The organism is Brevibacterium metallidurans (assembly GCF_037101285.1).
Classification (GTDB): domain Bacteria; phylum Actinomycetota; class Actinomycetes; order Actinomycetales; family Brevibacteriaceae; genus Brevibacterium; species Brevibacterium metallidurans.
In genome coordinates, this window is the sequence record NZ_BAAAAF010000002.1 from 159,072 (window position 1) to 184,173 (window position 25,102).

Sequence of the window (25,102 nt, forward strand, 5' to 3'; positions counted from 1 at the left end):
AGGATGGACGGTGGTCAGGGTCAACCGACCACTCGTCTAACTAGGAGACCTAAGTGTTCTCGTCTGCTGAAGAACTCGTCAACTACATTGCGGAGAACGACGTCCGTTTCGTCGATGTCCGCTTCTGCGACCTGCCCGGTGTCGTCCAGCACTTCAATCTGCCCGCCGCCTCGTACGGCGTGGACGAGATCACCGAAGGCCTCCTCTTCGACGGGTCCTCGATCACGGGATTCCAGGGCATCCACGAGTCCGACATGAAGCTGCTCGCCGATGTCGCTTCGGCGTTCATCGACCCCTACCGCGAGGCGAAGACGCTCGTGGTCACCCACTCGATCGTCGACCCCTTCACAGATGAGCCGTACTCGCGTGACCCCCGCCAGGTCGCGGCGAAGGCCGAGAAGTACCTCCAGTCGACCGGGATCGCCGACACCGTCTACTACGGTGCCGAGGCCGAGTTCTACATGTTCGACTCGATCCGCTACCAGAACTCCCCCGGTCACAGCTTCTACGAGATCGACTCGGTCGAAGCCGCCTGGAACACCGGCGCCGAAGAGCCCGGCGGCAACCTCGGCTACAAGACGCCGTACAAGGGCGGCTACTTCCCCGTCTCCCCGCAGGACAAGTTCGCCGACATCCGCGACCAGATGTCGATGACGCTCGAGACCATCGGCTTCGAGATGGAGCGCGCCCACCATGAGGTCGGCACCGCCGGTCAGCAGGAGATCAACTACAAGTTCAACACCCTCCAGCATGCCGCCGACCAGCTGCTCGACTTCAAGTACGTGATCAAGAACACCGCCGACGAGTACGGCAAGACGGTGACGTTCATGCCCAAGCCGCTCTTCGGCGACAACGGATCGGGCATGCACTGCCACCAGTCGCTGTGGAAGAACGGCGAACCCCTGTTCTACGACGAGAACGGCTACGCGGGCCTGTCCGACCTCGCCCGCTGGTACATCGGCGGCCTCATCGAGCACGCCGGCGCCGTGCTCGCCTTCACGAACCCGACGATCAACTCCTACCGTCGCCTCGTGCCCGGCTATGAGGCCCCGGTCAACCTCGTCTACTCGGCTCGCAACCGTTCGGCGGCGATCCGCATCCCGGTCACCGGTTCCTCGCCGAAGGCCAAGCGCCTCGAGTTCCGTGTGCCCGACCCGTCGTCGAACCCCTACCTCGCGTTCTCCGCGCAGCTCATGGCCGGACTCGACGGCATCCGCAACCGGATCGAACCGCCGGAGCCGATCGACAAGGACCTCTACGAACTGCCCCCGGAGGAGGCCAAGGACATCAAGCTCGTCCCGGCGTCCCTCGACGAGGCGCTCGACGAGCTCGAACGCGACCACGACTTCCTCACCGCCGGTGACGTGTTCACGCCCGATCTCATCGAGACGTGGATCCGCATCAAGCGCGAGAACGAGATCGACGTCGCACGTCTGCGTCCGACCCCGACCGAGTTCGAGCTCTACTTCGGGGTGTGAGCCGACACCTCACCGCGACCGGCTGAGGGAATACAGTGGGGGCGTCACGGGTTCCACCCGTGGCGCCCCTTCCGTGTCCGCGGATTGGGGCGGAGGACCACCTGCTGCGAGGACGGACTATGACGCATTTCGATCTCCTGGTCATCGGCACCGGATCGGGGAACATGTTCCTCGACGACCGATTCGCCGATCTGAGCATCGCGATCGCCGAGGAATGGCACTTCGGGGGCACCTGCCTCAATGTCGGGTGCATTCCCACGAAGATGTTCGTCTACCCCGCGACCCTGGCCGAGCAGGCCGGCCGCGGCGGCCGCTACAACGTCGACACCGCGTTCACCGGCGTCGACTGGCAGGCTCTCCAGGAACGGATCTTCTCCCGCGTCGACGCGATCGAAGCCGGCGGACGGGCCTACCGCAGCGGAGACCGACAGCCCAACGTCACCGTCATCCCCGAGCACGTCCACTTCGTTGCCGAGAAGACCGTGCGCACCGCCTCGGGTGAGGAGCTCACCGCCGATCGCATCGTCATCGCCGCCGGCGCCTCCCCCATCCTTCCCGAGGTCCCGGGTCTCGATCCCGCCCGCGTCGACACCCCGGGATACCCGATCGTCACCTCGAACTCGATCATGCGTCTGCCTCGGCGTCCTGAGAGCCTGGCCATCGTCGGTTCCGGGGTCATCGCGATGGAGTTCGCGCACATCTTCGCAAGCTTCGGCACCGAGGTGACCGTCATCGCCCGCAGCCCCAGACTGCTGCGCAGCATCGACGGGGAGGCCTCGGCCGAGTTCACCCGCCTCTTCACCGCAGACCACAACGTCATCCTCGGTGCGGAGGCGACGTCGTTCCGCGTCGGCGAGGGCTCGGTGGAGGTCACGCTCGAACCCAGCGGCCGGGTCGACGAGGTCGACGTACCGAACTCCGTGACCGCCGAGGTCGTCCTCGTCGCGATCGGCCGCGAACCCAACACCGAGGGTCTCGGGGTGGCCGAGGTCGGCTACGACGTCGACTCAGAGGGCCGCCTCGTCGTCGACGAGTTCCAGCGGGTCCTGTCCGGGGATGCCCCCGTCCCCGGGGTCTTCGCCCTCGGCGACATCAGCTCCCCGTTCCAGCTCAAGCACGTCGCCAACCACGAAGCCCATGTCGTCGGCGACAATCTCCACGCCGACGTCCTCGCAGGTTCTCCCGGCTCCGCCGCGCTCGACGGCCTGCGCAGAACCAATCACCATGCCGTCCCCGCAGCGGTGTTCACCTCACCGCAGGTCGCGACCGTGGGGATGACCGAGGACGAAGCGCGCGCAGCCGGGCACGACGTCACCGTCAAGGTCCAGAACTTCTCCGATGTCGCCTACGGTTGGGCGATGGCCGACGACCCGGGGATCGTCAAGGTCATCGCGGATCGCGCCACCCGCCGCATCCTCGGCGCGCACATCGTCGGACATGAGGCGACGATGGTCATCCAACCCCTCATCCAGGCGATGGCCTTCGATCAGCCCGCCGACGAGGTGGCTCGTGGGCAGTACTGGATCCACCCGGCCCTGCCCGAGGTCGTCGAGAACGCTCTGCTCGGACTCGACTTCGCCGACCGGTGAGCATCGCCCGCCGCGGTGTGTCGCCTGCCGGCGACTTGTTCAGAACTCGTAGAAGCGCTGCTCCATGACCGCTCGGGCGTGGCGAGTCGCCCGCAGGTAGTCGTCCTCGAGCTCCCGGCCGGCCCCGGCGGGGTAGCCGAGGAGCCGGGCGGTGGCTTCGAGCTCGGAGTGTTCGTCGGGCAGCGCTTCGGCGGTGCGGCCGCGGAAGAGCATCACGGCTGAGCGCACATCAGTGGCCAGCTGCCAGGCGGCGGCGAGCTCCGCGGCATCCTCGGCGGGGATGAGCCCTGCCTCAGCTGCGACCATGAGCGCCGGCAGCGTCGAGGTCGTCCGCAGTCCCGGCACCGAGTGGGCGTAGCGGAGCTGGAGCAGCTGGACGGTCCATTCGACATCGGAGAGGCTGCCGCGGCCGAGCTTGAGATGGCGACGCTTGTCGGCCCCCTTGGGCAGGCGTTCGTCCTCCATCCGCGCCTTGAGCGTGCGCACCTGGGTGAGCGCCTTCGTCGACATCTGTGCGGGATAGCGCAGCGGGTCGATGAGTGCGGTGAAGTCCGCGGTGAGAGCGTCGTCACCGGCCACTGGGCGGGCGCGCAGCAGAGCTTGGGCCTCCCACGGCTCGGACCACTTCGCATAGTAGGACTGGTACGAGGCGAACGTGCGCACAAGCGGGCCGTTCTTGCCCTCGGGGCGCAGGTCGGCGTCGAGGTCGATGCCTTTGGCGCCTTCGCTCGCCTTGAGGCGCGAGGTCAGCTGCAGGGCGACCTTGTTCACGTGTTTGCTCAGCTTCGCCCGCGTCTCGGCGTCGAGACCCTCGTCGTGGGCACGGTAGACGAACATCGCATCCGCGTCGGAGAAGTAGCCGATCTCCCGCCCGCCCCAGCGGCCCATCGCGACGACGGCGAAGTCGTAGGCGGGGATCGTCTCGTCGTCGAGGTCGAGACGCACGGCCTGCAGTGCCCCGGACACGGCGAGGTCCATGAGATCGGAGAGGTCTCCGGGGACCTCCGCCCGGTCGCCGACGTCGAGGACGTCGCGCAGGGCGATGCGGAGGAGTTCGCGCGAGTAGGTCTCGCGGATCCGCGAGACGGCGGACCCCCGGTGACGGGAGAGCAGCCCGTCGATCTCGGCTCCGAGGACCTCAGGATCCCGGGCCGCGAGGCTGCGATAGTCGTCGAGCCAGGCGACCGCCGCCGGTTGGCGCAGCAGCAGCTCCGTGGCATAGCCGGAGAGCGTGAGCACCTCGGCGACGGACTTCGCGGCCAGTCCCGAATCGCGGAGCATCTTGAGGAACCAGCCCGAGGAGGACAGGGAGTCGGTGAGGCGACGGAACGACAGGAGCGCGGCATCGGGGTCGACCCCGTCGGAGAACCAGTCGAGCAGGGCGGGCAGGACCTGTTTGATGACCAGCGCGGTGCGCGACATGCCCGTCGTCAGCGATTTGATGTGGCCCAGCGCGCCCTGCGGGTCGTGGTAGCCGAAGGCCCGCAGCCGGTCGGCGGCAGCCTGCAGGCTCGTCCCGCGGTGGTGGGCGTCGACGACGGCGCCGTGGACGCCGACTGCGGCGTCGAGGATGGGCCGGTAGAAGATCTGGTCGTGGAGTCGGGTGACCTGCTTCGAGTAGTCCCGGCGGGTCTCCTCGAGGCGCGCGCCGGACCGGGTGCCGGAGGAGAACACGGAGCGGGCGAGCATCCGCAGCTTCGTCTCGTCATCGGGGATGAGCGCGTTGCGCAGCATGCGCGGGATCTGTACCCGGTGCTCGACGACGCGCATGAAGCGGTAGGCGGCGGAGAACGCGGCGGCGTCGTCCTGACCGATGTAGCCGTGCTCCCCCAGGGCGGCGAGGGCGAGCAGTGTGTTCGGGGTGCGGATCTCATCGTCGCTCTGCCCGTGGACGAGCTGGAGGAGCTGGGCGGAGAACTCGACGTCGCGCAGTCCCCCGCGTCCGAGCTTGATCTGTCGGGGCGCCTCGGCGGCAGGGATGAGATCGACGACGCGGCGTCGCATCGCCCGGATTCCATCGATGAAGCCCTCCCGACCGGCTGCCACCCACACCTGCGGGCCGAACGTATCGGCGAATGCCTCCCCGACCTCGGGGTCCCCGGCGACGGGCCGGGCCTTGAGGAGCGCCTGGAACTCCCAGTTCTTGGCGATGTCGGAGTAGTAGTGCTCGTATTCCGACATCGTGCGCACGAGTGCGCCGGCCTTGCCTTCGGGCCGCAGGGCGGTGTCGACCTCCCACAGCGCGGGTTCGGCACCGGGATCGGAGAGGATCGCCCGCATTCGCTGGGCCATCTCCGTGGCCACCCGGCGCTGCTCGTCGCTCGAGTCGGAGGCGAGGACGAAGACGACGTCGACGTCGGAGACGTAGTTGAGTTCCCGGGCACCGGTCTTGCCGAGGGCGATGACGGCGAGGCGGACCTCGCCTGTCGGGTCGAGCTCAGCCCGCGCGATCGCCAGTGCGGCCTCCATCGCGGCCGCAGCGAGGTCGGAGAGGACGGCGGTGACGAGGTCGACGATCTCCTCAGGCGATTCCGCGAAGAGGTCGTCGGCCATGAGGCCCAGAAGCACGTCGCGGTAGGCGCGGCGCAGGCGGGCGGTGCCGTCGGTGCCGATGTGCTCGGCGCGGGGGGCGGAGGTGTCGGCATCGGCACCGACGGCCCCGAGCAGGGTGTGCCGCAGCGCGCTCGCGGAGGCCTGCGGGGTGGAGATCATCAGGTACGGGGCCGGTTCGAGCAGGAGACCCAGCGAGTCGGGATGGCGCACGAGGTGGTCGACCATCGCCTCGGAGGTGCCGAGGACGCGGAGCAGTCGGGCGAGCAGCGGGCGGTTGAGGTCGTCCGCGCTCACGGGCCCGGGTCCCCCGGCGCCGGCCGCCTCGACGAAGGCGGCGCCGTCGTCGTCGGTCTGCTCGAGCACGCGGAGGAGGCCGAGGGCCGCCTGATGCGGGTCGGGGGTGGCCTCGACGAGGTCGACGAACCGGGAGTCGGTGGCCAGCGGCAGACCGAGGACACCGTCGATGTCGTCGAGGAAGCGGTTCGCCGAGGCGGAGGCGGCAGGAGTCCGGGAGGTGATCCGAGCCATCGGTCTACATCGCGGAGAAGTGCTTGCTGAGCTCGTACGGCGTCACCTGCGCCCGGTACTCCGTCCACTCCTGGCGCTTGTTGCGCAGGAAGAAGTCGAAGACCTCCTCACCGAGGGTCTCGGCGACGAGGTCGGAGCCCTCCATGATCTCCAGCGCCTCGGCGAGGCTGGCGGGCAGGGCGCGGATGCCCATGGCACGGCGTTCGGTGTCCGAGAGCAGCCACACGTTGTCCTCGGCCTCTTCGGGCAGCTCGTAGTCCTCTTCGATGCCCTTGAGACCGGCGGCGAGCATGAGCGCGTAGGACAGGTACGGGTTCGCCGAGGAGTCGAGGCCGCGGTACTCCACGCGGGCCGAGGACGACTTGCCCGAGTTGTACTGCGGGACCCGGACGAGTGCCGAGCGGTTGCGGTGGCCCCAGCAGATGTAGGAGGGCGCTTCGTGGCCGGTCCACAGCCGTTTGTAGGAGTTGACGTACTGGTTCGTCACCGCGGTGATCTCGGCCGCATGGTGGAGGAGGCCGGCGATGAATTGGCGGCCGGTCTTCGAGAGCTGGTAGGTCGCCCCGGGTTCGAAGAAGGCGTTGTTCTCCCCTTCGAAGAGGGAGACGTGGGTGTGCATGCCGTTGCCGGGGTGGTCGGGCATCGGCTTGGGCATGAAGGAGGCGTAGACGCCCTGGGCGATCGCGACCTCCTTGATCACGGAGCGGAAGGTCATGATGTTGTCGGCCATCGTCAGCGCATCGGCGTAGCGGAGGTCGATCTCGTTCTGACCCGGCCCCGCCTCGTGGTGGGAGAACTCGACGGACAGCCCCATCGCCTCGAGCATCGTCACCGCCGAGCGCCGGAAGTCGTTGGCGGTCCCGCCGTTGACGTGGTCGAAGTAGCCGGCGGTGTCGACGGGCACGGGAGCACCGAGCGAACCGTTGCCGGAGTCGAGGTCGCCGGAGCGGAAGAGGTAGAACTCGATCTCGGGGTGGACGTAGAAGGTGAAGCCCTTCTTCGCCGCGGCCTCGAGCGTGCGCTTGAGGACGTTGCGGGGATCGGCCTTCGCCGGTTCGCCGCCGGGGACATGGATGTCGCAGAACATCCGGCCCGTCGGTTCGGTCTCTCCGCGCCAGGGCAGGAGTGAGAACGTCGAGGGGTCGGGTTTGAGGACCATATCGGCCTCATAGACCCGGGAGAGTCCTTCGACCGCCGAACCGTCGAAGCCGATGCCCTCGGAGAACGCCCCTTCGAGTTCGGCGGGCACGATCGCCACCGACTTCAACCCGCCGAGGACGTCGGTGAACCACAGCCGGATGAACCGGACCTCACGGTCCTCGACGGTGCGGAGGACGAACTCTTCCTGCTTCGACATCGATCAGCCGTTCCACTTCTCGTCGGCTTCGTTCCACTCCTCGTTGCGCTTCTTCGCCTGTTCGAGGGCGTCCTTGGCCTCGGCTTCGGTGTTGTACGGGCCCATCCGGTGGGTCCAGTCGCTGACGAGACCCTGTTCGACCTCGCCGGTCGCAGTGTTGAAGTACCACTTCGAGTTCGCTTCGTCGATATCCTTGAACAGTCCCATGACCGGCCTTCCGTCGTTCGTGTCGTGGTGCCCTGACGGTGTCAGCTTACCGGTTCGCAGGCCTCCTGCCAGGGGTGATCGCCGAGGTGTCGGCCCTGATCGGTGCATGCGGGCCCCGTGCCGGGGCAGTCTCCCCTGCGACCGGTCCCGAGAGACTCAGAAGTGTACGTTTCCGTAATTTTTCGCATGGTGGACAACCGATTCCGCAACATCGACCACGAAATGGGCACGTAAAGGTTTGCCTCCCAGACCTTCAGACGCTTAGAGTGAGATGTACCCTCGGCCGCTGCCCCGCACGGTCGGACCTGCCCCGGTCACGGGGCGCCATGAGAGAAGGAATCCAATGCGCATTTCAGTGCCCACAGAGGTCAAGAACAACGAGTTCCGGGTCGCCATCACCGCTGCCGGCGTCCACGAGCTCGTCTCCCGCGGCCACGAGGTCACCGTCCAGGCCGGAGCCGGCGAAGGCTCGTTCATCAGCGACGACGAATACACCGCAGCCGGCGCCACGATCGCTCCCGACGCCGCGAGCACGTGGGCCGCCGGTGACATGGTCCTCAAGGTCAAGGAGCCCATCGCCCAGGAGTACGGCTTCCTCCGCAAGGACCTCATCCTCTTCACCTACCTCCACCTCGCCGCCGACGAAGCGCTGACGAAGGCGCTCATGGAGGCCGGCACCACGGCCATCGCGTATGAGACCGTCCAGCCCGACGGCGGCGGCCTGCCGCTGCTGGCCCCGATGTCGGAGATCGCCGGTCGCCTCTCGACCCAGGTCGGCGCGCACAGCCTGCTCAAGGCCGAAGGCGGCCGCGGCGTGCTCCTCTCCGGTGTGCCCGGCACCGACAAGGCCAACGTCGTCGTCATCGGCGCGGGTGTGGCCGGCACGAATGCCGCCCGCATGGCGCTCGGCCTCGGCGCCAATGTCGAGGTCATCGACATCAACATCCCGCGTCTGCGCCAGATCGACGAGACCTTCAACGGTGCGATCGCGACGAAGGTGTCGAACAAGTACGAGATCACGAAGTCGCTGTCGACGGCCGACCTCGTCATCGGCTCGGTCCTCATCCCCGGCAAGAAGGCCCCCAAGCTCGTCACCGACGACATGGTCGCGGGCATGAAGGCCGGCTCCGTGCTCGTCGACATCGCGATCGACCAGGGCGGCTGCTTCGAGGGCTCGCACCCGACGACGCACGACGACCCGACCTACGTCGTCCACCAGTCGATCTTCTACTGCGTCGCGAACATGCCCGGCGCTGTGCCCAACACCGCGACCGCGGCGCTGACGAACGCGACCCTGCCGTTCGCCGTCAAGCTCGCCGACCAGGGCTGGCACAAGGCCCTGTCGAACGATGCCGGCCTCGCCCGCGGACTCAACACGCACAACGGTCACGTGACGAACGACAACGTCGCCGAGGCGTTCGGCCTCGAAGCCGTCTCCGTCGCGCACGCTCTCGCGAACTGAGTCAACCCCGACCGGCTGGTTCACGCTCGGTAGCGGGCCCAGTCGTCGCGAACTGAGGCGCCAGTCGCTGCGGGCGCCGGCTTAGGCTCCGGTCGCAGCCGGCGCCTGAGCGCATACCGCACCGTGGGCGTCTGTTCCTCCCCCTGCACGGGGATGAACAGACGCCCACGGTGCGCTTCGCATTCCTTCGCCGAGGTTGTGCCGCTTCACGTGCACAGTGGTGCCGCGGATGCGCTTGCGCGCTCCGGGTAGGACGTATCGCTGCAGGGATGAAGTGCCACTGCAGGGAGGACGTGAGAGAAAGCGTCCCCGCGGGGACGTCGGCAGGGCCGAGCACGTCCCCGCTGCGGAGGGCAAAACGTCCCCGCGGGGACGTCCCAAGGAGGTGTGTGCCGGAGGCCCTAGGACTGCTCGCGCATCGTCGTGTGCCGGAAGTGCTCCTCAATCAGCTCCGCGATGAAGGCGCCACCTCGACCTTTTCATCGGAGATCGCCCACTCGCGCTCCCCGATCCGATTGCCACCCACACCAGAGAACAATGTGATCTCTTCCCGGGGGTACCGTCCGAGGGCTGGCTATTCCCGTGCCTCCGACCTGGCCGACCCCGTGGCTTGCAATAACTCAACCGGCGACTCCGCCCGCTCGGCGTCATCATCTCCGAGTTGCAGAACACCGCCCGATTCCGCCTCGCAAGCGCAGTCCCCGCCAAAGTCCTCGCGGACATGCTCGATTTCAGCGTCGCAACCTTCGGGAACTTCGCTCGCTCTCCGGCAGCACCCACGGCGACTACTCCGCGCTTCGCGCGTCAAACATCACCACGCGATCACCGTGAGATGATCTCGTCATGCCTGTTGAAGTCGTTCCGTACTCGGAAGCGTGGCCCACGCAGTTCGCGAACGTCGCGGGCGACTTGAGCCGCACGCTAGAGACGCTGCCCGTCGTGTCGATCGAGCACGTCGGCTCCACCTCGGTGCCGGGCCTAGCAGCGAAACCGATCCTCGACATCGACATCATCGTGAAGCGGCAGCACGTCGCCGCGGCGCTATCTGCTCTCGCAACGAAAGGTTACGTTCACCGCGGCGATCTCGGCGTGACAGATCGAGAGGCGCTGGAAGCACCGGACGAACATCCGCCACGGAACGTCTACGTCTGCGTGGATGGGACGCTGCATCTGCGCAACCATCTGGCCGTCCGTGACATCCTTCGACGCCGCGCAGACTTCCGTGAGAGATACGGAGCAGTGAAGGTGGAATTGGCTCGCGACCCCGAGATAGACATCACCACCTACATCGCCAAGAAGTCAGATGTCCTCCAGGACGTCCTCGCGGCTTCCGACCTCTCCGACGAAGAGAAAGCGCTGATCCTCAAGCTGAACACGTCGACACGAGCATCGGCGACGCCGGAATAGTACCTACTTGGATAAGGCGCATCCACCGGTAGAACGTCCCCGCGGGGACGTCTACAGGGCCGCCGCCGTGTACAACCGCGAACGACTGCCGTGCGCAACGCCGAACGATCAGTGTCGACGGTCGATGCCGCCTACCGGCTTTCGCGCATCGTCGTCGACCGGAAGTGGTCTTCGCACAGTCGCCCGGCCGCCTCGGCGTCACCGGCGGCGATCGCCTCGACGATCGCGGCATGGTCGACGACCGCGCGGTCGAAGAGCTCGTGCGAGAACGGGTCGTGCCGGAAGCCGGCATTGATGCGCGTGTCGATGTCGATGGCGATGCGCACGAGCTCCGGGTTGTGACCGGCGCGGGCGATCGCGAAATGGAACCGGGCGTCAGCGGTGCGAGCGGCGCTGGCCTCAGGCTGTTTGGAGTAGGCCGCCGCCAAGTCGTAGAGTTCGTCGAGTTCGTCGTCGGTGCGCCGCAGCGCCGCGGTGGCTGCGAGGCTGTTCTGGAAGACGGCACGGGCGTCGAGGAGGTTGCGCCTCTCAGCATGGAACTCCTCGATCCGACCGGCCATCGGGGCCAGTGTGGCCGGGGCTGCGCTCGCAACGAAGGTGCCGCCGCCGCGACCGCGTCGCCGTTCGACGACGCCGAGGCGCTCGAGGCGCTCGAGAGCGGCCCGGACACTGGAGCGGGAGACCTGCAGGTCAGCGGCCAGTGCCCGCTCCCCCGGAAGCAGCGTGCCCTCAGGCAGGGCGCCGACGGCGATGCCGGAGAGGATGTGGTCGGCGATCTGCTGCGGGGCGCTCGTGAGGCTGACGACCTCACTGAGTCCGGAGAACTCCTGGCCGGGCAGATCCGAATGCTCGCTCATCGCACCTCCAGTCGCGGTCCCATAGTCTCGTCATCGGTTATGTCCATTCCGAGTCTATGCTTTCCGGTCGCCGGGCTCGGACCCCGGCCGTGCGCGCCGGTGGAATATCGGTGCGCCGGGGCTCTAGAATCGTGACCATCATGACAGCCCATCCTCGTCTCATCACGCCCGGAACGCTCTCCCCCGAACGTCACGTCCCCGCCTCGATCACCCGTCCCGAGTACGTCGGGCGCGCCGACGCCGACGAAGGGCGCGGCGGCAACCACTACACGCCCGAGGAGATCGAACGGGTGCGCACCGCAGGAGGCATCGCGGCCAACGCGCTCGCCGCCGTCGGTGAGATCATCGCCCCCGGGGTCACGACCGATGAGATCGACCGGGTCGCGCACGAGTACATGGCCGATCACGGTGCCTACCCGTCGACGCTGGGTTACCGCGGATTCCCGAAGTCCGTGTGCACCTCGGTCAACGAGGTCATCTGCCACGGCATCCCCGATTCGACGGTGCTCGAGGACGGCGACATCGTCAACGTCGACATCACCGCCTACATCGGCGGCATGCACGGGGACACGAACTACACGTTCGCCGTCGGCGAGATCGATGAGGACTCGCGCCTGCTCATCGAACGCACATGGGAGGCGACGATGCGCGGCATCAAGGCGGTGCGTCCGGGGCGGGAGATCAACGTCATCGGCCGCGTCATCGAGAAGTACGCGAAGCGCTTCGGCTACGGAGTCGTCCGCGACTACAGCGGCCACGGCGTGGGGCGGGAGTTCCATTCCGGGCTCATCGTCCCTCACTACGATGCCGCGCCCGCCCACGCCGAGGTGATGGAGCCGGGCATGATCTTCACGATCGAACCGATGCTCAACCTCGGCACCGAGGCGTGGGATGTCTGGGACGATTCGTGGACGGTCGTGACGAAGGACCGGAAGCGCTCCGCCCAGTTCGAGCACACCCTCGTCGTCACCGACACCGGTGCCGACATCCTCACCCTGCCCGACCCCGCCTCGGCGATCGCCGGCGGCCCGCTGCCCAAGGATTCAGATGACTGACGACACGCCGGCCCGCTTCGCCATCGGCATCGACATCGGAGGCACCGGGATCAAGGCCGCCCTCGTCGACACCGAGACCGGTCAGCTCGCGTTCAAACGCGTCCGGGTCCTCACCCCGAAGCCGAGCACTCCGGATGCGGTTGCCGATGCCATCGCCGAGGTGGTCGAGCTCCTCGTCGCCCGTGCCCTCGAACTCGAGGTCGTCGCCGACCGCGCGGTCCTCGACGCTCTGCCCCTGGGCTGCGGTTTCCCTGGGGTCGTGCTCGATGACGAGGTCCACTTCGCGGCGAACCTCGACAAGTCATGGATCGGATCGAACATCCAGGCGATCCTCCGTGACCGCATGGGGCGGCAGTTCTTCATCATGAACGACGCCGACGCCGCGGGCTTGGCGGAGATGGTCTTCGGAGCAGGACGGAAGTATCGGAAGAAGACCGTGCTGCTGACGACTCTGGGCACGGGCATCGGGACGGCGCTGTTCACGCAGGGGCGTCTGGTGCCCTACACCGAGCTCGGCCACATCGAGATGAACGGCCGCGATGCGGAGACCCAGGCGGCGGAGTCGGTCAAGGTCCGTGAGGAGCTCGAGTTCGACGAGTGGGCTGGTCGCCTGCAGCAGTATTATTCGCAGGTCGAGCTGCTCGTCGCCCCGGACCTCATCATCGTCGGCGGCGGCATCTCGAAGCGCCACGACGAATTCCTGCCGCTCATCTCCACTCGGGCCGTGATGTGCCCGGCGAAGATGTTCAACAACGCCGGCATCGTCGGTGCCGCGATCCTCGCCGTCAACGACGGCAAGCCGCGCGTGCGGAAGGGAATCGGCTGAGGCCTGCGGCCCGAATGTGAGTGAGGACAGGCCACCGATACGCCGGGTTCTGTCATCGAGTCGGTTGCCCTTCTCGACTGACGGCCATCTATCTGGGACCGATGTCACCACCGGCCTCGAGCGATCCACCCGACGGCTCGGCGAGCAGCCTCGAACGCCGTCTGTCTGATCTTGCTCCGGATGGGGTTTACCCAGCAGCACCGGTCACCCGGCACTCTGGTGGTCTCTTACACCACCGTTTCACCCTTACCCCGCGACCGAGGTCGCGTGGCGGTCTGCTTTCTGTTGCACTTGCCCGCGGGTTGCCCCGGGTGGGCGTTACCCACCATCCTGCTCTGCGGAGCCCGGACGTTCCTCAGCCTTGCGGCCGCGACCGTCTGGTGACCTGTCCTCACAGGTCAGTCTACCCGTGCGCGTCGTCGCGCACTGAGCCTGCCCGGCGCTCGTGACGAATCCAACAGGCGACCGCCACGACGCGGGTCAGGCCCGCCGAATACGATGGAGTGGTGAAGATCCTCCTCCCGCCGTCCGAAGGCAAGACTCCCCCGGTGACCGGTGACCCGCTCGACCTCACGGCGCTCTCCTCCCCGGATCTCACGGCCAAACGCAAGCAGGTCCTTGGCGCCCTGAAGAAGGTCTCCAAACGCAAGGACGCGCTCACCGCCCTCGGCGTCGGGGCATCTCTCGCCGAGGATGTCGCTCGCAACGTCACGATCGACTCCCAACCGTGCGCTCCCGCCCTGCTCACCTACACCGGCGTCCTCTACGAGGCGATGGGTGCCGCCGACCTCGTGGCCGCGGCCGAGACCGATGCGGGAACCGCCGCTCGACTGCGCGATGTCCATGTCTTCTCCGCCGTCTTCGGTCAGGTCGGGGGCCTCGACCCCATTCCCGCCTACCGCCTGGCGATGAAGACCGACCTCGGTCAGCTCGGGCGCCTCTCGACGTGGTGGAAGCCGATCCTCGCGAAGTCCTTCGCCGTCGACCCGGCCGAGGTCATCCTCGACTGCCGGTCAAGTGACTACCGTGCGGCCTGGCCGGGCCCGAACACCCAGGTCGTCACCCTCGGCGCGGTCAAGGACACCGGCACCAAACGCAGCGTCGTCTCGCATTGGGCGAAGTTCTACCGCGGTGAGTTCGTCGGCAGACTCCTGCGCGATGACCGCGGACTCCCGGACACCATCGATGACCTCGTCTCCCGGGCCGGCGAGCACTACGAGGTCGAATTCGCAACCGGAACCGCCTCACGGCCGGCAGCGCTGACGATCGTCCTCCGCGACTGAGCCCTGCTCAGCCCGCTGAGCCCGCCGCTCCCACCGACCGCAGCCACAGCCGGCGACTATGACCGGCGCAGCAGCACCGCTTCGCACTCTTCGCACGCGTGGACTTCGTTGACGTCCTCGGCCAACCACGCGTGCCACGTCATCCCGCTGATCTCCTGACCGCAGGCCTGACAGTTCGGGCCCGTGAGGACCGCCGCGCCGGGACCGCCTTGGGCGACATTGCCTTCGAAACGGCGGACGAGGTCGGGCGGCAGATCGGCTTTGAGCTGCGACTCCTGGCTGCCGAGCTCATCGAGTTCGCCGGCGAGGGCGGCCTTCCGGTCCTTGATCCCGGTCTGGACGGTCTTGCCCTCGGCGGTCACCTCGGCGATGCTCGCCTCGACCCCGGCGAGCTCCGTCTGCGCGGTCTCGAGCCTCTCCATCGACTCGAGCTCGGTCTCTTCGAGTTCGGCGACCTTGCCCTCGTGGGCCGCGATCTCCTCCTGCAGGTGGACGAGGTCGCGGCTGGTCAGCCCCGTGCCGTCGTTGAGCTCGGCGGTCTTCTTCGCGATCTGCGCGTTCTGCTTCTCGATCGCGGCAGTCAGCTCAGCGTTCTCGGTCTCCAACCCGGCGATCACCTCGGCGACGGAGGACTTCTCCTCACCGAGGGCCTTATGGCGGCCGATGAGCTCCTGGAGCTTCGGGGCGTCTGCCGGGTGGTCGTGTTCGTGCCGCAGCGCCCGCGAGTGGGCGGTGAGGTCGATGAGCTCGAGAAGTGTGGAGCGCTGAGCGTCGGTGAGGATCATGGTCGGATCCCTTTCAGTAGCGTTCGACCCAGGGATCGGTGTTGACGGCGGAGGACTGGAGGGCGACTGAGAGTCCGCGGGCGGCGAACGCGGCGTCGAGCGCATCCCGGGCCGCTGCCAGCCACACGGATTCCGACGCCCAGTGCGAGACGTCGATGAGCTGCGGTCGGGCCTGTCCGCGGTTGGCGGTGTCGAGGGCCTCCGTGGCCGGATGGTGGCGCAGGTCGGCGGTGATGTAGACGTCGGCTCCGCTCGCGCGCACCGCGTCGAAGAGGGAATCGCCGGCTCCCCCGCACACGGCGACGCGCGTGACCTCGGCTGCCGGGTCACCGCCAATGCGCACACCCGTCGTCGTCGGCGGGAGCCGTTCGGCCAGCGTCCGGGCGATGTCGCGCACAGTTCTCGCCTCGCCGAGGTCGCCGACTCGACCGATGCCCCGCCCGGAGCCGTCGGGGTCGGGCACCAGCGGCTGGGACTCGGTGACACCGGTGAGGGCGATGAGGACGTCGGAGACCCCGCCGAGGGCGGCATCGGCGTTCGTGTGGGCGTTGAACTGGGCGATGCCGTTCGTGATGAGGGTGTGGACCGCCCCGCCTTTGAGGCTGCCGGCACTGACCGATGTCACGCCCCGTAGGAGCAGCGGGTGGTGGGTGAAGAGGAGGTCGGCACCGAGGACGACGGCTTCGGCGATGACGGCGTCGGTGGGGTCGAGGGCGAGGAGGATCGAGCGCACCTCGGCGTCGGGATCGCCGACGGCCAGTCCCACGGTGTCCCAGTCCTCGGCCAGGTCAGGCGGCCACAGGGAGTCGAAGACGTCCACGCATTCTCTCACCGTCGGATACCTCATAGGCCCACCCTAGTCGATGGGCGCCGACGCGTCGGCGGGGAATCTTCTCACCGAGGTCGTCGACCGCTAGATTGTCACCATGACCACTGATGCGTCACCGACGACGCCCATCCGCCCTGTCTCCTCGACCGTCGCCGACATCGTCCGCCGCAGTGCGGGACGCTTCGGGGACCGCACCGCCGTCGAGTTCGCCGACCGTGTCTGGTCGTATGCCGACCTCGATGCCGCAGTCACCGGAGTGGCCCGCCACCTGCGGGAACTCGGCGCGGTCAAGGGCGATCGGATCGCCGCGTACGGGAAGAACTCCGACCTCTTCGCCCTCCTCTACCTCGCCTGTGCCCGGGCCGGTCTCATCCATGTGCCGGTGAACTTCCAGCTCAAGGGCGATGAGCTCGACTACATCCTCGGCAACTCCGGGGCGGAGGTCGTCTTCGCCGACGACGATCTCATCGATGCAGTGACAGCCACGGACAACGGGGCGGCCGCCCAGGTCCGCGCGTTCACCGATCTCCTCACCCCCGCCTCGGCGCCGGACATCGCACCGGTCGGAGATGGCGAATTCGACGTGCACGACGACGATGTCGTCCAGCTGCTGTACACCTCGGGGACGACCTCGGCGCCGAAGGGCGCGGTGATGACGCATCGTGCGCTCGTCCACGAATACCTCTCGTGCCTGACCAGCCTCGACTTCGCCGCCACCGACCGGGTCGCGCATGCCCTTCCGCTCTACCATTCCGCGCAGATGCACGTCTTCCTCATCCCCAATCTCGCCGTCGGGGCGCACAACATCATCGTCCCCGCCCCGGTCCCCGATCAGCTGCTCGCCCTCTTCGAGGAGCGCCAGATCACCTCGTTCTTCGCCGCCCCCACGGTGTGGGTGGCGCTCGCGAACAGTCCGCAGCTGCACACCCGGAACCTGGACAGCCTGCGCAAGGCCTACTACGGCGCCTCGATCATGCCCGGGCCCGTGCTCACAGCATTGCGGGAGCGGCTTCCGGACCTCGGCTTCTACAACTGCTTCGGCCAGTCCGAACTCGGCCCGCTGTGCACGGTGCTGCGTCCCGAGGAGCACGACGACCATCCCGGTTCGGCCGGACGTCCCGTCCTCTTCGTCGAGGCCCGGGTCGTCGATGCCGCCGGTGACGATGTCGCCGACGGTGAGCTCGGTGAGATCCTCTACCGGTCCCCGCAGCTGTGCTCGGGGTACTGGGAGCGTCCGGAGGCGACCGCCGAGGCGTTCGACGGCGACTGGTTCCACTCCGGGGATCTCGTGCGCCGGGATGCCGAGGGCTTCGTCGAGGTCGTCGACCGGGTCAAGGACGTCATCAACACCGGCGGGGTGCTCGTGGCCAGCCGGCAGGTCGAGGATGCGATCTTCGCGATGGACGGCGTCGCCGAGGTCGCCGTCGTCGGCATGGCCGATGAGAAGTGGATCGAAGCGGTCTCCGCGTTCGTCGTGCTCAGGGACGATGCCGGTGACATCGCCGAGGCGGACGTCATCGCCCATGTCAAGGATCGGCTGGCGGGGTTCAAGGTGCCCAAACGGGTGTCCTTCGTGGCCGAGCTGCCGAAGAACTCGGCGGGCAAGATCCTCAAACGCAGCCTCCGTGAGGCGTGAGCGTCCTCGCATACACTGCACTAGGGCCAGAACGCTGGCCGAACGAGCGCAGGAAGGGTGCGGATGAGGACTGAGGACAGCACCAGGGGGTGGCCGTGGCGCATCCACGGTGACGGGAAGACGATCCGGCCCGGGGAGATCGTCCTCCCCGAGGAGCGGATGACGTGGCCGCGGACGATCGGCATCGGCGCCCAGCATGTCGTCGCGATGTTCGGCGCGACGTTCCTCGTCCCGCTGCTCACCGGCTTCCCACCGTCGACGACTCTGTTCTTCACCGCGATCGGCACTCTCCTCTTCCTCCTCATCACGAAGGGGATGATGCCGTCCTATCTCGGTTCGTCGTTCGGTCTGCTCGCGCCCATCGGGGCGGTCACCGGGTTCGCGGCGACCTCGGGCGAAAAGCTCGAGTCGAACGCGATGGCGCTGGCCCAGGGAGGGATCATCTCCGTGGGCGTCACCCTCGCCCTCGTCGGTCTCGTCGTCCACTTCGCGGGGGTGCGGTGGATCGAGGTGACGATGCCGCCGGTGGTCACCGGGTCGATCGTCGCTCTCATCGGACTCAACCTCGCCCCGGCCGCCTGGGGGTGGGTGCAGGAGGCGCCGCTGACGGCGGTGATCACGATCGCTGCGATCATCGTCTCCTCCGTGCTCTTCAGAGGCATGCTTGGGCGGCTGTCGATCCTCATCGGCGTGCTCGTCGGCTACGGGGCTGCGCTCATCCAAGGGGAGGTCGACTTCTCGACGGTGGCCACAGCGTCCTGGGTCGGTCTGCCGACCTTCCACGCCCCCGCCTTCGACCTCGGCTACCTGGGTCTGTTCCTGCCCGTCGTCCTCGTCCTCGTCGCCGAGAACATCGGTCACGTGAAGTCGGTGGCGGCGATGACGGGTCGCGACCTCGACGGTCTCACGGGGCGTGCGCTCTTCGCCGACGGACTCGCCACGACCATCGCGGGCGCCGGCGGCGGTTCGGGCACGACGACGTATGCCGAGAACATCGGCGTCATGGCGGCGACGAAGATCTACTCCACAGCGGCATACTTCTGCGCGGCGATCATCGCTCTCATCCTCAGCCTGCTGCCGAAGTTCGGGGAGATCATCGCGACGATCCCGCCGGGAGTCCTCGGTGGGGCTGCGACCGTGCTCTACGGGATGATCGGCCTCCTCGGCGTGCGCATCTGGGTGGAGAACCGGGTCGACTTCTCCAACCCGATCAACCTCAACACCGCCGCCGTCTCCCTCATCGTCGCGATCGCGAACTACACGTGGTCACCGGCGGGTCTCGAGTTCGCCGGCATCGCCCTGGGCACCGCCTCGGCGATCGTCATCTGCCAGGTGATGACGCTCATCGCCCGATGGCGGGGCACTGCCCCTGTCCCCCGCTCCGGCGCCGAGGCGGAGGAACCCGAGGTCACCGACCGGCGTTAGATCGCCTGCCGATTGGGCCCCGGCGTCGCGCTGATCGCGTCACCGGTCACGGTCACTTCGGCGCTGCAGCGGCCACCGCTTCGATCTCGAGTTTCCACCTGGGAGCGAAGATGCCGGTGACGATCACGGTCAGTGCCGGTCGGTGGGCGCCCAGGAATTCTCGCCTCACCTGCGTGTTCGCAGCCGCGACGTCTCTGCTGCTGAGGAACGTCGTCACCTTCACGAGATCGGTGACGGCCATATCCGCCGAGCGAAGGCAGGAGACGATGTGCTGCCAGATCAGCCGGCACTGGTCCTCGACGCCGTCGGGAACTTCGCCGTCCGGCGTCTCAGGGATCTGGCCGCTGATGAACAGGAGGCGATGGCCGGGGGGCACCTCGAGGGCGTTCGTGTAGCCGCCGACGGCCGCCGGAACTTCGGTCGGATCGTGTTGCCGGTCCATGGTCGGGGGGACTCCGTGTCACCGACCGGCGTTGAAGACGGTCTGGATCTCCGCGATCTTCCCGCCTTCGAATCGCAGCCAGGTGGCGGCAGGAGTCGACTGTGCGGCGGAGGTCGTGACCACCGACCAGGTGAGAGCGTTGTTATCGTCGGCGAGCTGCACGGCGATGTCGTCGGAGGTCGTCATCGCGCCCATCTCGGTCAGGCCCCTGACGACGTCGTCGGCCCCCGATGCCTGGGCGACGGGGCCGGAGAACGTGACATCTGGGGTCACGAGGGAAGCGAGCGTGACGGCGTCGCCCTTGGAGAGCGCCGTGTGGAACTGTGCTGCGAGATCTGAGGTGGCCATGAGCGTTGTCCTCCTGAGCGGGTGGTGCACGGAGGTGCGGGGAATCCCCTCGCACCTGGTGCGATCATGGCAACTTCTCCTGCCGATGACAACAGCTCGGCCGCACTCTCTGCGTTTTGCCAGAACGGTCGACGAGGCCGATGTGCGCAGGGTAGCCTCGGCCCATGGTCACTCTGTCTGCGCGACTGGCGGCGATCGTCGATGCACTGCCGTTGCGGGAGGGCATGCGCGTCCTCGAAATCGGGGGTACTCCTGGGGCGGCGGCCCGGGCGGTCTCCCAGCGGATCGGGAACGGTCATATCCTCGTCATCGATCGCTCGGCGAAGGGCACGGCTCTCGTCGAGGCTCATGCCGCCGAGGAGATCGCCGCCGGGCGTCTGCGGGTGCGGTGCGTTGCGGCCGAGGACTTCGCTCTCGTCCCCGGTGAGGAGCCCTTCGACCTGGCTTTCGCGGTTCGAGTCGGCGCTCTCGACGGGCGTCATCCGAAGGCCGGCGTCCGAGCCAGGCAGCGCATCGCTGCGGCACTGACACCGGAGGGCAGGCTCTTCGTCGATGGCGGGACCCCATTGCGGGAGGTCGACCTCACGGACGCCCGCCGAGCATGAGCGCAGTGGTCGGCTAGGACTGGCGATGCTCCTCGATGTCGTTCGGGGGCAGGTAGTGCAGAAGACGGTCCTGGTTGACTTCGAGGTTCTTCCGGTCCCAGTCGGCGAGGTCGGCGGCACGCGCGTACGTCTCGTCGAGAAAGGTGAGCAGAGTCCCTTCGGGATCGTCCGAGGTGCGCACCTCGGAGTACGGCAGGATGTACTCGCCGAAGGACTCGTCGAAACCGCCGGCGCTGAGTGTGCCCTCGTAGTAGCCGTCGGGTGCCGGATAGGCGTAGGCGTAGAAGGAGCCTTCATCGCTGCCGCCGGACCAGAAGCCCACAGCGACGTTCTCACGATCTTCGGCTTCGGCCATCACCCAGGGCGGGCAGTTCGGAGGCGCCGAGGTGCTCGCCGGCGCCGGCCGTCCCGAGTACCGGGTGCAGGAGAGGTCCATCGAACCCCAGAACAGTTGAACGGGACTGGCCTTTCCGGCGAAACCGGCCCGCCAGTAGGCGAACACCTTCTCGATCCGCTGCAGCTGGCGCCACCAGGCACGTACTGCATCCGGGTCGTATTCGCGTGGGGTGGTGTCCTCGGCGAAGGGGGTGGCCTGGGGCAGTTCGTTCGGCCATGCCCACACCGTGCATCCGACGCCGAGCTTGAGCAGGGCGCCCATGACGGCGTGGTAGAAGTCGGCGATCGACTGCGGTTTGAGGTCGACGGTTTCGATGTCGCCGGTGTCGGCGCGCAGGACGAAGCGGCTGTCGATGAAGTCGAATTCAGCGTCGAAGGTGCGATTGCTCTGATGCATGAGGATCTGCGTGCGCAGGCCACGGGCACTGATGTCGTAGGTGACGTTCCACCAGTGGTTGATCAGGGTCGTCGAGACGAGTTCGATCTTGCCGACGATCTGCAGCCATTGGTGCAGGCTCTCCCGCGTGCCGGTCCAATCGTCGACGCGCAGCTGCGGCCATCCGGTGTCTGTAGCCATCGCTCACCTGTTCTCTTCGTGTGCAGTACGAGTGACGGCACGGGGATTTTCGATCAACTTAGAAGCTGCGCGCTCACCCGTCAAGCATGGGGGCTTCGGCGACCGCCCGTGCCACCTCTTCAAATGCTGTGCCGGCGCTCAGCTGAAACGGGTGCCGCAGTGGCCCTGGCCCGGCGGCACCCTTTCAGCTGGGATCTCACGCGTCCTGGGCGACGTTCTCGCGGTTGCTCTCGGCGAGATCGGCGTCCGCTGAGACGCCCCGGAGCATGATGCCGGCGAAGATCGCCACCGCCACGAGGATGGCCGACGCAATGCCGCCGGTCAACGACAGTGCCGTCGTGAAGGACTCCATCGCGGCTGACGCCAAGGCGGCCCCCACGTTGCCTGAGAGCTGCTCTGCATAGAGCAGCGCGGCGGCAAGCGTCTCCTGGGCGGCCTCGAGCACGTCACCGGGAAGCCCCGCGGGCACACTGTCCTCGAGGTTCGTGCGGTAGAAGCCGAGCAGCACGGATCCGAGGACGGCGATGCCGAAGGAGGTGCCGACCTCATAGCCGCTGTTGCTGATCGCCGCGGCCCGACCGGATTCCTCCGGACGCACCGAGCTCATGATGATGTCATTGGTCAGTGTCAGTCCCACACCGGCACCGAGGCCGACCAGGCAGAGTGCCACAGCGATCACCCAGGGCTCGGTTTCGGGGGTGAGGGTGAGGAGGATCGCGAATCCACCAGCGGTGACGAGCAGTCCAGCCATCACGATGATCGACGTCGGAATGCGCTTGGCCAGCGCCGCAGCGACGAAGCCGGCTCCCGCGGACACGAGGGCCTGCGGCAGCATCCACAGAGCGGATTCGATGATGGAGAGTCCGGCGACGAGCTGGAGGAACTGGGTGAGGGCGAACATGGCCCCGACGAGGGCGAACATCGACAGGAAGTTCGTGACCACGGCGCCCGTGAAGACGCGCCCTGTGAAGAGGCGGACATCGATCATCGGCACCGGCATCCGCAGCTGTCGGACGACGAAGAGCACGAGGAGGAGCAGGCCGGCGAGGAACGTGACGATCGCAATACTAGGGTCATCCCCCTCGGCGAAGGTCTTCACCCCGTAGATGACGGCGATCATGCCAGCCAGAGAGAGCACGATGCTGGAGTAGTCGATGCGGCCGGGGTGAGGGTTCCTGCTCTCGGGGACGAGGAAGGGCGCGAGAATGAGCAGCAGCACCATGACGGGAATGTTCATGAGGAACGCGGCATGCCAGCTGAACGCCTCGATGAGCGCTCCGCCGACGATCGGACCGGCAGCGGCACCGAGGGCGCCGACCGCCGCCCACATGGCCATTGCGGTGCGACGCTCATTGCGGTCGAGGAACATGTTGCGGATGAGCGAGAGGGTGCCGGGCATGATCGCGGCACCGGACATTCCGAGAAGTGCACGGGCGGCGATGAGCATCCATGCCTCGGTCGACAAGGCACCGATGACCGAGGCGATAGCGAAGAAGACTGCGCCGATGAGGAGCACCTTCCGTCGCCCGAAGCGGTCTCCAAGGGACGCCATGGTGACGAGCAGGCCGGCGAGCATGAGCGAGTAGATGTCGAGGATCCACAGCTGCTGTGCGCCGGAGGGTTCGAGTTCGGCTGTGATCTCGCCGAGGGCGAATACGAGCACCATGCTGTCGATCGCGACGAGCAGCATCGGCAGCACCAGCACGGCCAGGCCGACCCAGGTGCGGCCTGTGGCGCGTGGGGGTGTGTTGGTCATGAGTTCCGTCTCCCTTCTAATTACTTCACCAAATAGTGTACTACACCAAATGGTATACTTAAGCAAGCGGAAGGAGAAGCATGGCACGACCGAGCGCACGGAACACACTCATCGATGCGGCCCTGCCAGTAGTGGAGGAACGGGGGATCACCGCGCTCACGCTCGACGCTGTTGCCGAGGAGGCAGGGGTGACCAAGCGCGGACTCCTCTATCACTTCCCGAGCAAGCACGCGCTGCTGGCCGGGATCCACGAGCACCTGGCCGCGCGCGTCGAGCAGAATCTCCTAAAGTACGCGGGCAAAGATCCCGAGGAGGCGAGCCTCGTGGAGCGCACGCGAGCCTATGTCCGGGCAGCCACCAGCACGCCGAGCACCGTGGAGATGCGCCTCATCATGGAGGCAGCGAATGAACCCGAATGGATGGCGCCGTGGGAGCGCGTCTACCGGCGCTGGTTCCCCGAAGCCGACGCGCCCGTCGACGAGCTCGACGAACTCTCGATGCGCTGCCTCGTCGCGCGAATGGCCGCCGACGGCTCGTGGGGCTATGAGAGCATCGCGGCCGCACCGATGAATGATCGAGCTCGCAGACGTCTGGCCGACAGCATCCTCAGCGCCCTCGACGGCGAGTGACCGACGGCGATCACAGAACCCTCGTCACCGAGGTGGGCGGACGTCGTCGATTGCTCACGGACGAGACTCGATGGCCGATCGCGGAGGTCTATCTGTCGGAGGTGTTCCGCGCCGACCCCGGCGCGAGCGAGAGTGCCAGGTGCCCAGCTTCTGCTGCTTTGGCTTTCTCCGCCTCCGCGGCGCTGATGAGCTCCCGCCGGGCGAGGATCTCGATCCCTGCGTGGATCTCGGCGAGCACGCGGGCGCGCACTCTCGGCGGGGTCTCCGCCACAGCCCAGTCGAGACGCTGGATCGGGGTCTGCTGTGCTCTCCGGCCTGCGCGCACGGATGCGAACCAGCAGGCGAGACCCATGGCCAGTCCGCAGGCGACGCCGACACCACCGATCCAGCCGTAGATCGGCATCCCCGTCGCCGCTGCTGCCGCAATCGCGATGAGGGCAAGTAGCGCTGGGACGAGGTAGAGGACGGCGACGATGCGCGACCCGCCGCCATCGTCCGAATGACCGGAGTCGAGCAGAAGATCGATCGCGATGAGAACCGCGGCTGCACCGAAGCAGAGTCCGCCCCAGCCGAGTTCCACGACGTCGCCGTCACCGCGCAGCAGGGGTCCGGCGATGAGCGCCAGACCGAACAAGTGCAGCACTATTCCGCCGACGAAGGTGATGAGGATCCAGACAGCGGTGAGTATCCGCAGAAACGGCGGGGTCCCCGGTGGTCTCATCGCATGCAGCGTGCTCGGGGGCGCGATCTGCGCGTACGCGAGCGCAACGCCTTTGGTTCCGGCCCAGGCATTGCCTTCGAGCCTCCACCAATCGAGCGGATCCCAGGTGCTCGCCGACTCGGCGATGACGACCGTCGCAGACTTCCTCGTCATTCGCTGCTTGGCCATGGATGACATTCAATCACGCGGACACTCGAGAGTGGTCCGGTTGGTGGGCCCAGAGGGACTCGAACCCCCGACCCTCTCGGTGTAAACGAGATGCTCTAGCCAACTGAGCTATAGGCCCCAACGTGCGAGTTCAGTATGCCATAGGCGCAGGTGCCCACCGAAACCGCCTCAGCCGTCCGGCCG

The 25,102-nt window shown here is 67.2% G+C and carries 22 protein-coding genes, 1 tRNA gene and 1 other RNA gene; 11 read left to right on the forward strand and 13 right to left on the reverse strand.

Annotated features, from left to right (window positions below; all coding sequences use genetic code 11):
* Positions 1 to 53 precede the first annotated feature (53 nt).
* Positions 54 to 1,478, forward strand: coding sequence for a type I glutamate--ammonia ligase (glnA, locus tag AACX88_RS03350; protein WP_339391691.1), 1,425 nt, complete (start codon positions 54 to 56; stop codon positions 1,476 to 1,478).
* A 119-nt stretch (positions 1,479 to 1,597) separates the two neighbouring features.
* The gene (locus AACX88_RS03355) at positions 1,598 to 3,067 is read left to right on the forward strand and encodes a mycothione reductase (RefSeq protein WP_339391692.1); all 1,470 of its coding nucleotides are present in this window, start codon (positions 1,598 to 1,600) and stop codon (positions 3,065 to 3,067) included.
* A 39-nt stretch (positions 3,068 to 3,106) separates the two neighbouring features.
* Here AACX88_RS03355 and AACX88_RS03360 read toward each other — a convergent pair whose 3' ends face one another.
* From AACX88_RS03360 to AACX88_RS03370, 3 genes are read right to left on the reverse strand one after another with little or no spacing between them, the layout of a single operon-like run.
* Entirely contained in the window at positions 3,107 to 6,148 is a 3,042-nt protein-coding gene (locus AACX88_RS03360; protein ID WP_339391693.1) for a bifunctional [glutamine synthetase] adenylyltransferase/[glutamine synthetase]-adenylyl-L-tyrosine phosphorylase, read from the reverse strand.
* 4 nt (positions 6,149 to 6,152) lie between these two features.
* Entirely contained in the window at positions 6,153 to 7,505 is a 1,353-nt protein-coding gene (gene glnA / locus AACX88_RS03365) for a type I glutamate--ammonia ligase (protein WP_339391694.1), read from the reverse strand.
* 3 nt (positions 7,506 to 7,508) lie between these two features.
* Positions 7,509 to 7,712 (reverse strand): hypothetical protein, encoded by a 204-nt coding sequence (locus AACX88_RS03370; RefSeq protein WP_339391695.1) that lies wholly within the window; start codon positions 7,710 to 7,712, stop codon positions 7,509 to 7,511.
* Between the two features lie 343 nt (positions 7,713 to 8,055).
* Here AACX88_RS03370 and ald point away from each other — a divergent pair, with 343 nt between their 5' ends.
* Together ald and AACX88_RS03380 are read left to right on the forward strand one after the other, a co-directional pair.
* Positions 8,056 to 9,174, forward strand: a complete 1,119-nt coding sequence (gene ald / locus AACX88_RS03375) for an alanine dehydrogenase (protein WP_339391696.1) — start codon at positions 8,056 to 8,058, stop codon at positions 9,172 to 9,174.
* Positions 9,175 to 10,017: 843 nt separating this feature from the next.
* Positions 10,018 to 10,581 (forward strand): GrpB family protein, encoded by a 564-nt coding sequence (locus AACX88_RS03380; RefSeq protein WP_339391697.1) that lies wholly within the window; start codon positions 10,018 to 10,020, stop codon positions 10,579 to 10,581.
* A 131-nt stretch (positions 10,582 to 10,712) separates the two neighbouring features.
* Here AACX88_RS03380 and AACX88_RS03385 read toward each other — a convergent pair whose 3' ends face one another.
* Entirely contained in the window at positions 10,713 to 11,438 is a 726-nt protein-coding gene (locus AACX88_RS03385; protein WP_339391698.1) for a FadR/GntR family transcriptional regulator, read from the reverse strand.
* Positions 11,439 to 11,578: 140 nt separating this feature from the next.
* On the opposite strand from AACX88_RS03385, the gene map reads away from it, so the two are divergent.
* The gene (gene map / locus AACX88_RS03390) at positions 11,579 to 12,493 is read left to right on the forward strand and encodes a type I methionyl aminopeptidase (RefSeq protein ID WP_339391699.1); all 915 of its coding nucleotides are present in this window, start codon (positions 11,579 to 11,581) and stop codon (positions 12,491 to 12,493) included.
* The gene (gene ppgK, locus AACX88_RS03395; RefSeq protein WP_339391700.1) at positions 12,486 to 13,319 is read left to right on the forward strand and encodes a polyphosphate--glucose phosphotransferase; all 834 of its coding nucleotides are present in this window, start codon (positions 12,486 to 12,488) and stop codon (positions 13,317 to 13,319) included. The genes map and ppgK overlap by 8 nt, the downstream gene beginning before the upstream one ends.
* 22 nt (positions 13,320 to 13,341) lie before the next feature.
* Here the strand turns inward: ppgK and rnpB are convergent.
* An RNA gene (rnpB, locus tag AACX88_RS03400) (RNase P RNA component class A) lies at positions 13,342 to 13,708 on the reverse strand.
* A gap of 117 nt (positions 13,709 to 13,825) precedes the next feature.
* On the opposite strand from rnpB, the gene AACX88_RS03405 reads away from it, so the two are divergent.
* Positions 13,826 to 14,602, forward strand: coding sequence for a YaaA family protein (locus tag AACX88_RS03405; RefSeq protein ID WP_339391701.1), 777 nt, complete (start codon positions 13,826 to 13,828; stop codon positions 14,600 to 14,602).
* A 56-nt stretch (positions 14,603 to 14,658) separates the two neighbouring features.
* Here the strand turns inward: AACX88_RS03405 and AACX88_RS03410 are convergent, their stop codons facing one another.
* Together AACX88_RS03410 and AACX88_RS03415 are read right to left on the reverse strand one after the other, a co-directional pair.
* Positions 14,659 to 15,387, reverse strand: a complete 729-nt coding sequence (locus AACX88_RS03410; RefSeq protein ID WP_339391702.1) for a zinc ribbon domain-containing protein — start codon at positions 15,385 to 15,387, stop codon at positions 14,659 to 14,661.
* A 13-nt stretch (positions 15,388 to 15,400) separates the two neighbouring features.
* Positions 15,401 to 16,234, reverse strand: coding sequence for a Nif3-like dinuclear metal center hexameric protein (locus AACX88_RS03415; protein ID WP_339391703.1), 834 nt, complete (start codon positions 16,232 to 16,234; stop codon positions 15,401 to 15,403).
* A gap of 79 nt (positions 16,235 to 16,313) precedes the next feature.
* Between AACX88_RS03415 and AACX88_RS03420 the strand changes: the two genes are divergently transcribed.
* The gene (locus AACX88_RS03420) at positions 16,314 to 17,852 is read left to right on the forward strand and encodes a fatty acyl-CoA synthetase (protein WP_339391704.1); all 1,539 of its coding nucleotides are present in this window, start codon (positions 16,314 to 16,316) and stop codon (positions 17,850 to 17,852) included.
* A gap of 63 nt (positions 17,853 to 17,915) precedes the next feature.
* The gene (locus AACX88_RS03425; protein ID WP_339391705.1) at positions 17,916 to 19,277 is read left to right on the forward strand and encodes a uracil-xanthine permease family protein; all 1,362 of its coding nucleotides are present in this window, start codon (positions 17,916 to 17,918) and stop codon (positions 19,275 to 19,277) included.
* A gap of 52 nt (positions 19,278 to 19,329) precedes the next feature.
* Here AACX88_RS03425 and AACX88_RS03430 read toward each other — a convergent pair whose 3' ends face one another.
* Positions 19,330 to 19,719: a RidA family protein gene (locus tag AACX88_RS03430; protein WP_339391706.1), complete on the reverse strand. Its 390-nt coding sequence runs from the start codon at positions 19,717 to 19,719 to the stop codon at positions 19,330 to 19,332.
* Between the two features lie 18 nt (positions 19,720 to 19,737).
* The gene (locus AACX88_RS03435; RefSeq protein WP_339391707.1) at positions 19,738 to 20,067 is read right to left on the reverse strand and encodes a nuclear transport factor 2 family protein; all 330 of its coding nucleotides are present in this window, start codon (positions 20,065 to 20,067) and stop codon (positions 19,738 to 19,740) included.
* Between the two features lie 164 nt (positions 20,068 to 20,231).
* Between AACX88_RS03435 and AACX88_RS03440 the strand changes: the two genes are divergently transcribed.
* Complete coding sequence (locus AACX88_RS03440; protein WP_339391708.1) at positions 20,232 to 20,672, forward strand: SAM-dependent methyltransferase; 441 nt, start codon at positions 20,232 to 20,234, stop codon at positions 20,670 to 20,672.
* Between the two features lie 13 nt (positions 20,673 to 20,685).
* Here AACX88_RS03440 and AACX88_RS03445 read toward each other — a convergent pair whose 3' ends face one another.
* Positions 20,686 to 21,645, reverse strand: a complete 960-nt coding sequence (locus AACX88_RS03445; RefSeq protein ID WP_339391709.1) for a DUF5996 family protein — start codon at positions 21,643 to 21,645, stop codon at positions 20,686 to 20,688.
* A 196-nt stretch (positions 21,646 to 21,841) separates the two neighbouring features.
* Positions 21,842 to 23,401, reverse strand: coding sequence for an MFS transporter (locus AACX88_RS03450; protein ID WP_339391710.1), 1,560 nt, complete (start codon positions 23,399 to 23,401; stop codon positions 21,842 to 21,844).
* An 80-nt stretch (positions 23,402 to 23,481) separates the two neighbouring features.
* On the opposite strand from AACX88_RS03450, the gene AACX88_RS03455 reads away from it, so the two are divergent.
* Complete coding sequence (locus AACX88_RS03455) at positions 23,482 to 24,030, forward strand: TetR/AcrR family transcriptional regulator (RefSeq protein WP_339391711.1); 549 nt, start codon at positions 23,482 to 23,484, stop codon at positions 24,028 to 24,030.
* 88 nt (positions 24,031 to 24,118) lie between these two features.
* On the opposite strand, the gene AACX88_RS03460 is transcribed toward AACX88_RS03455, so the two are convergent.
* Together AACX88_RS03460 and AACX88_RS03465 are read right to left on the reverse strand one after the other, a co-directional pair.
* The gene (locus AACX88_RS03460) at positions 24,119 to 24,919 is read right to left on the reverse strand and encodes a hypothetical protein (RefSeq protein WP_339391712.1); all 801 of its coding nucleotides are present in this window, start codon (positions 24,917 to 24,919) and stop codon (positions 24,119 to 24,121) included.
* 41 nt (positions 24,920 to 24,960) lie between these two features.
* Positions 24,961 to 25,037 (reverse strand) — tRNA-Val (locus AACX88_RS03465).
* Positions 25,038 to 25,102: the final 65 nt, after the last annotated feature.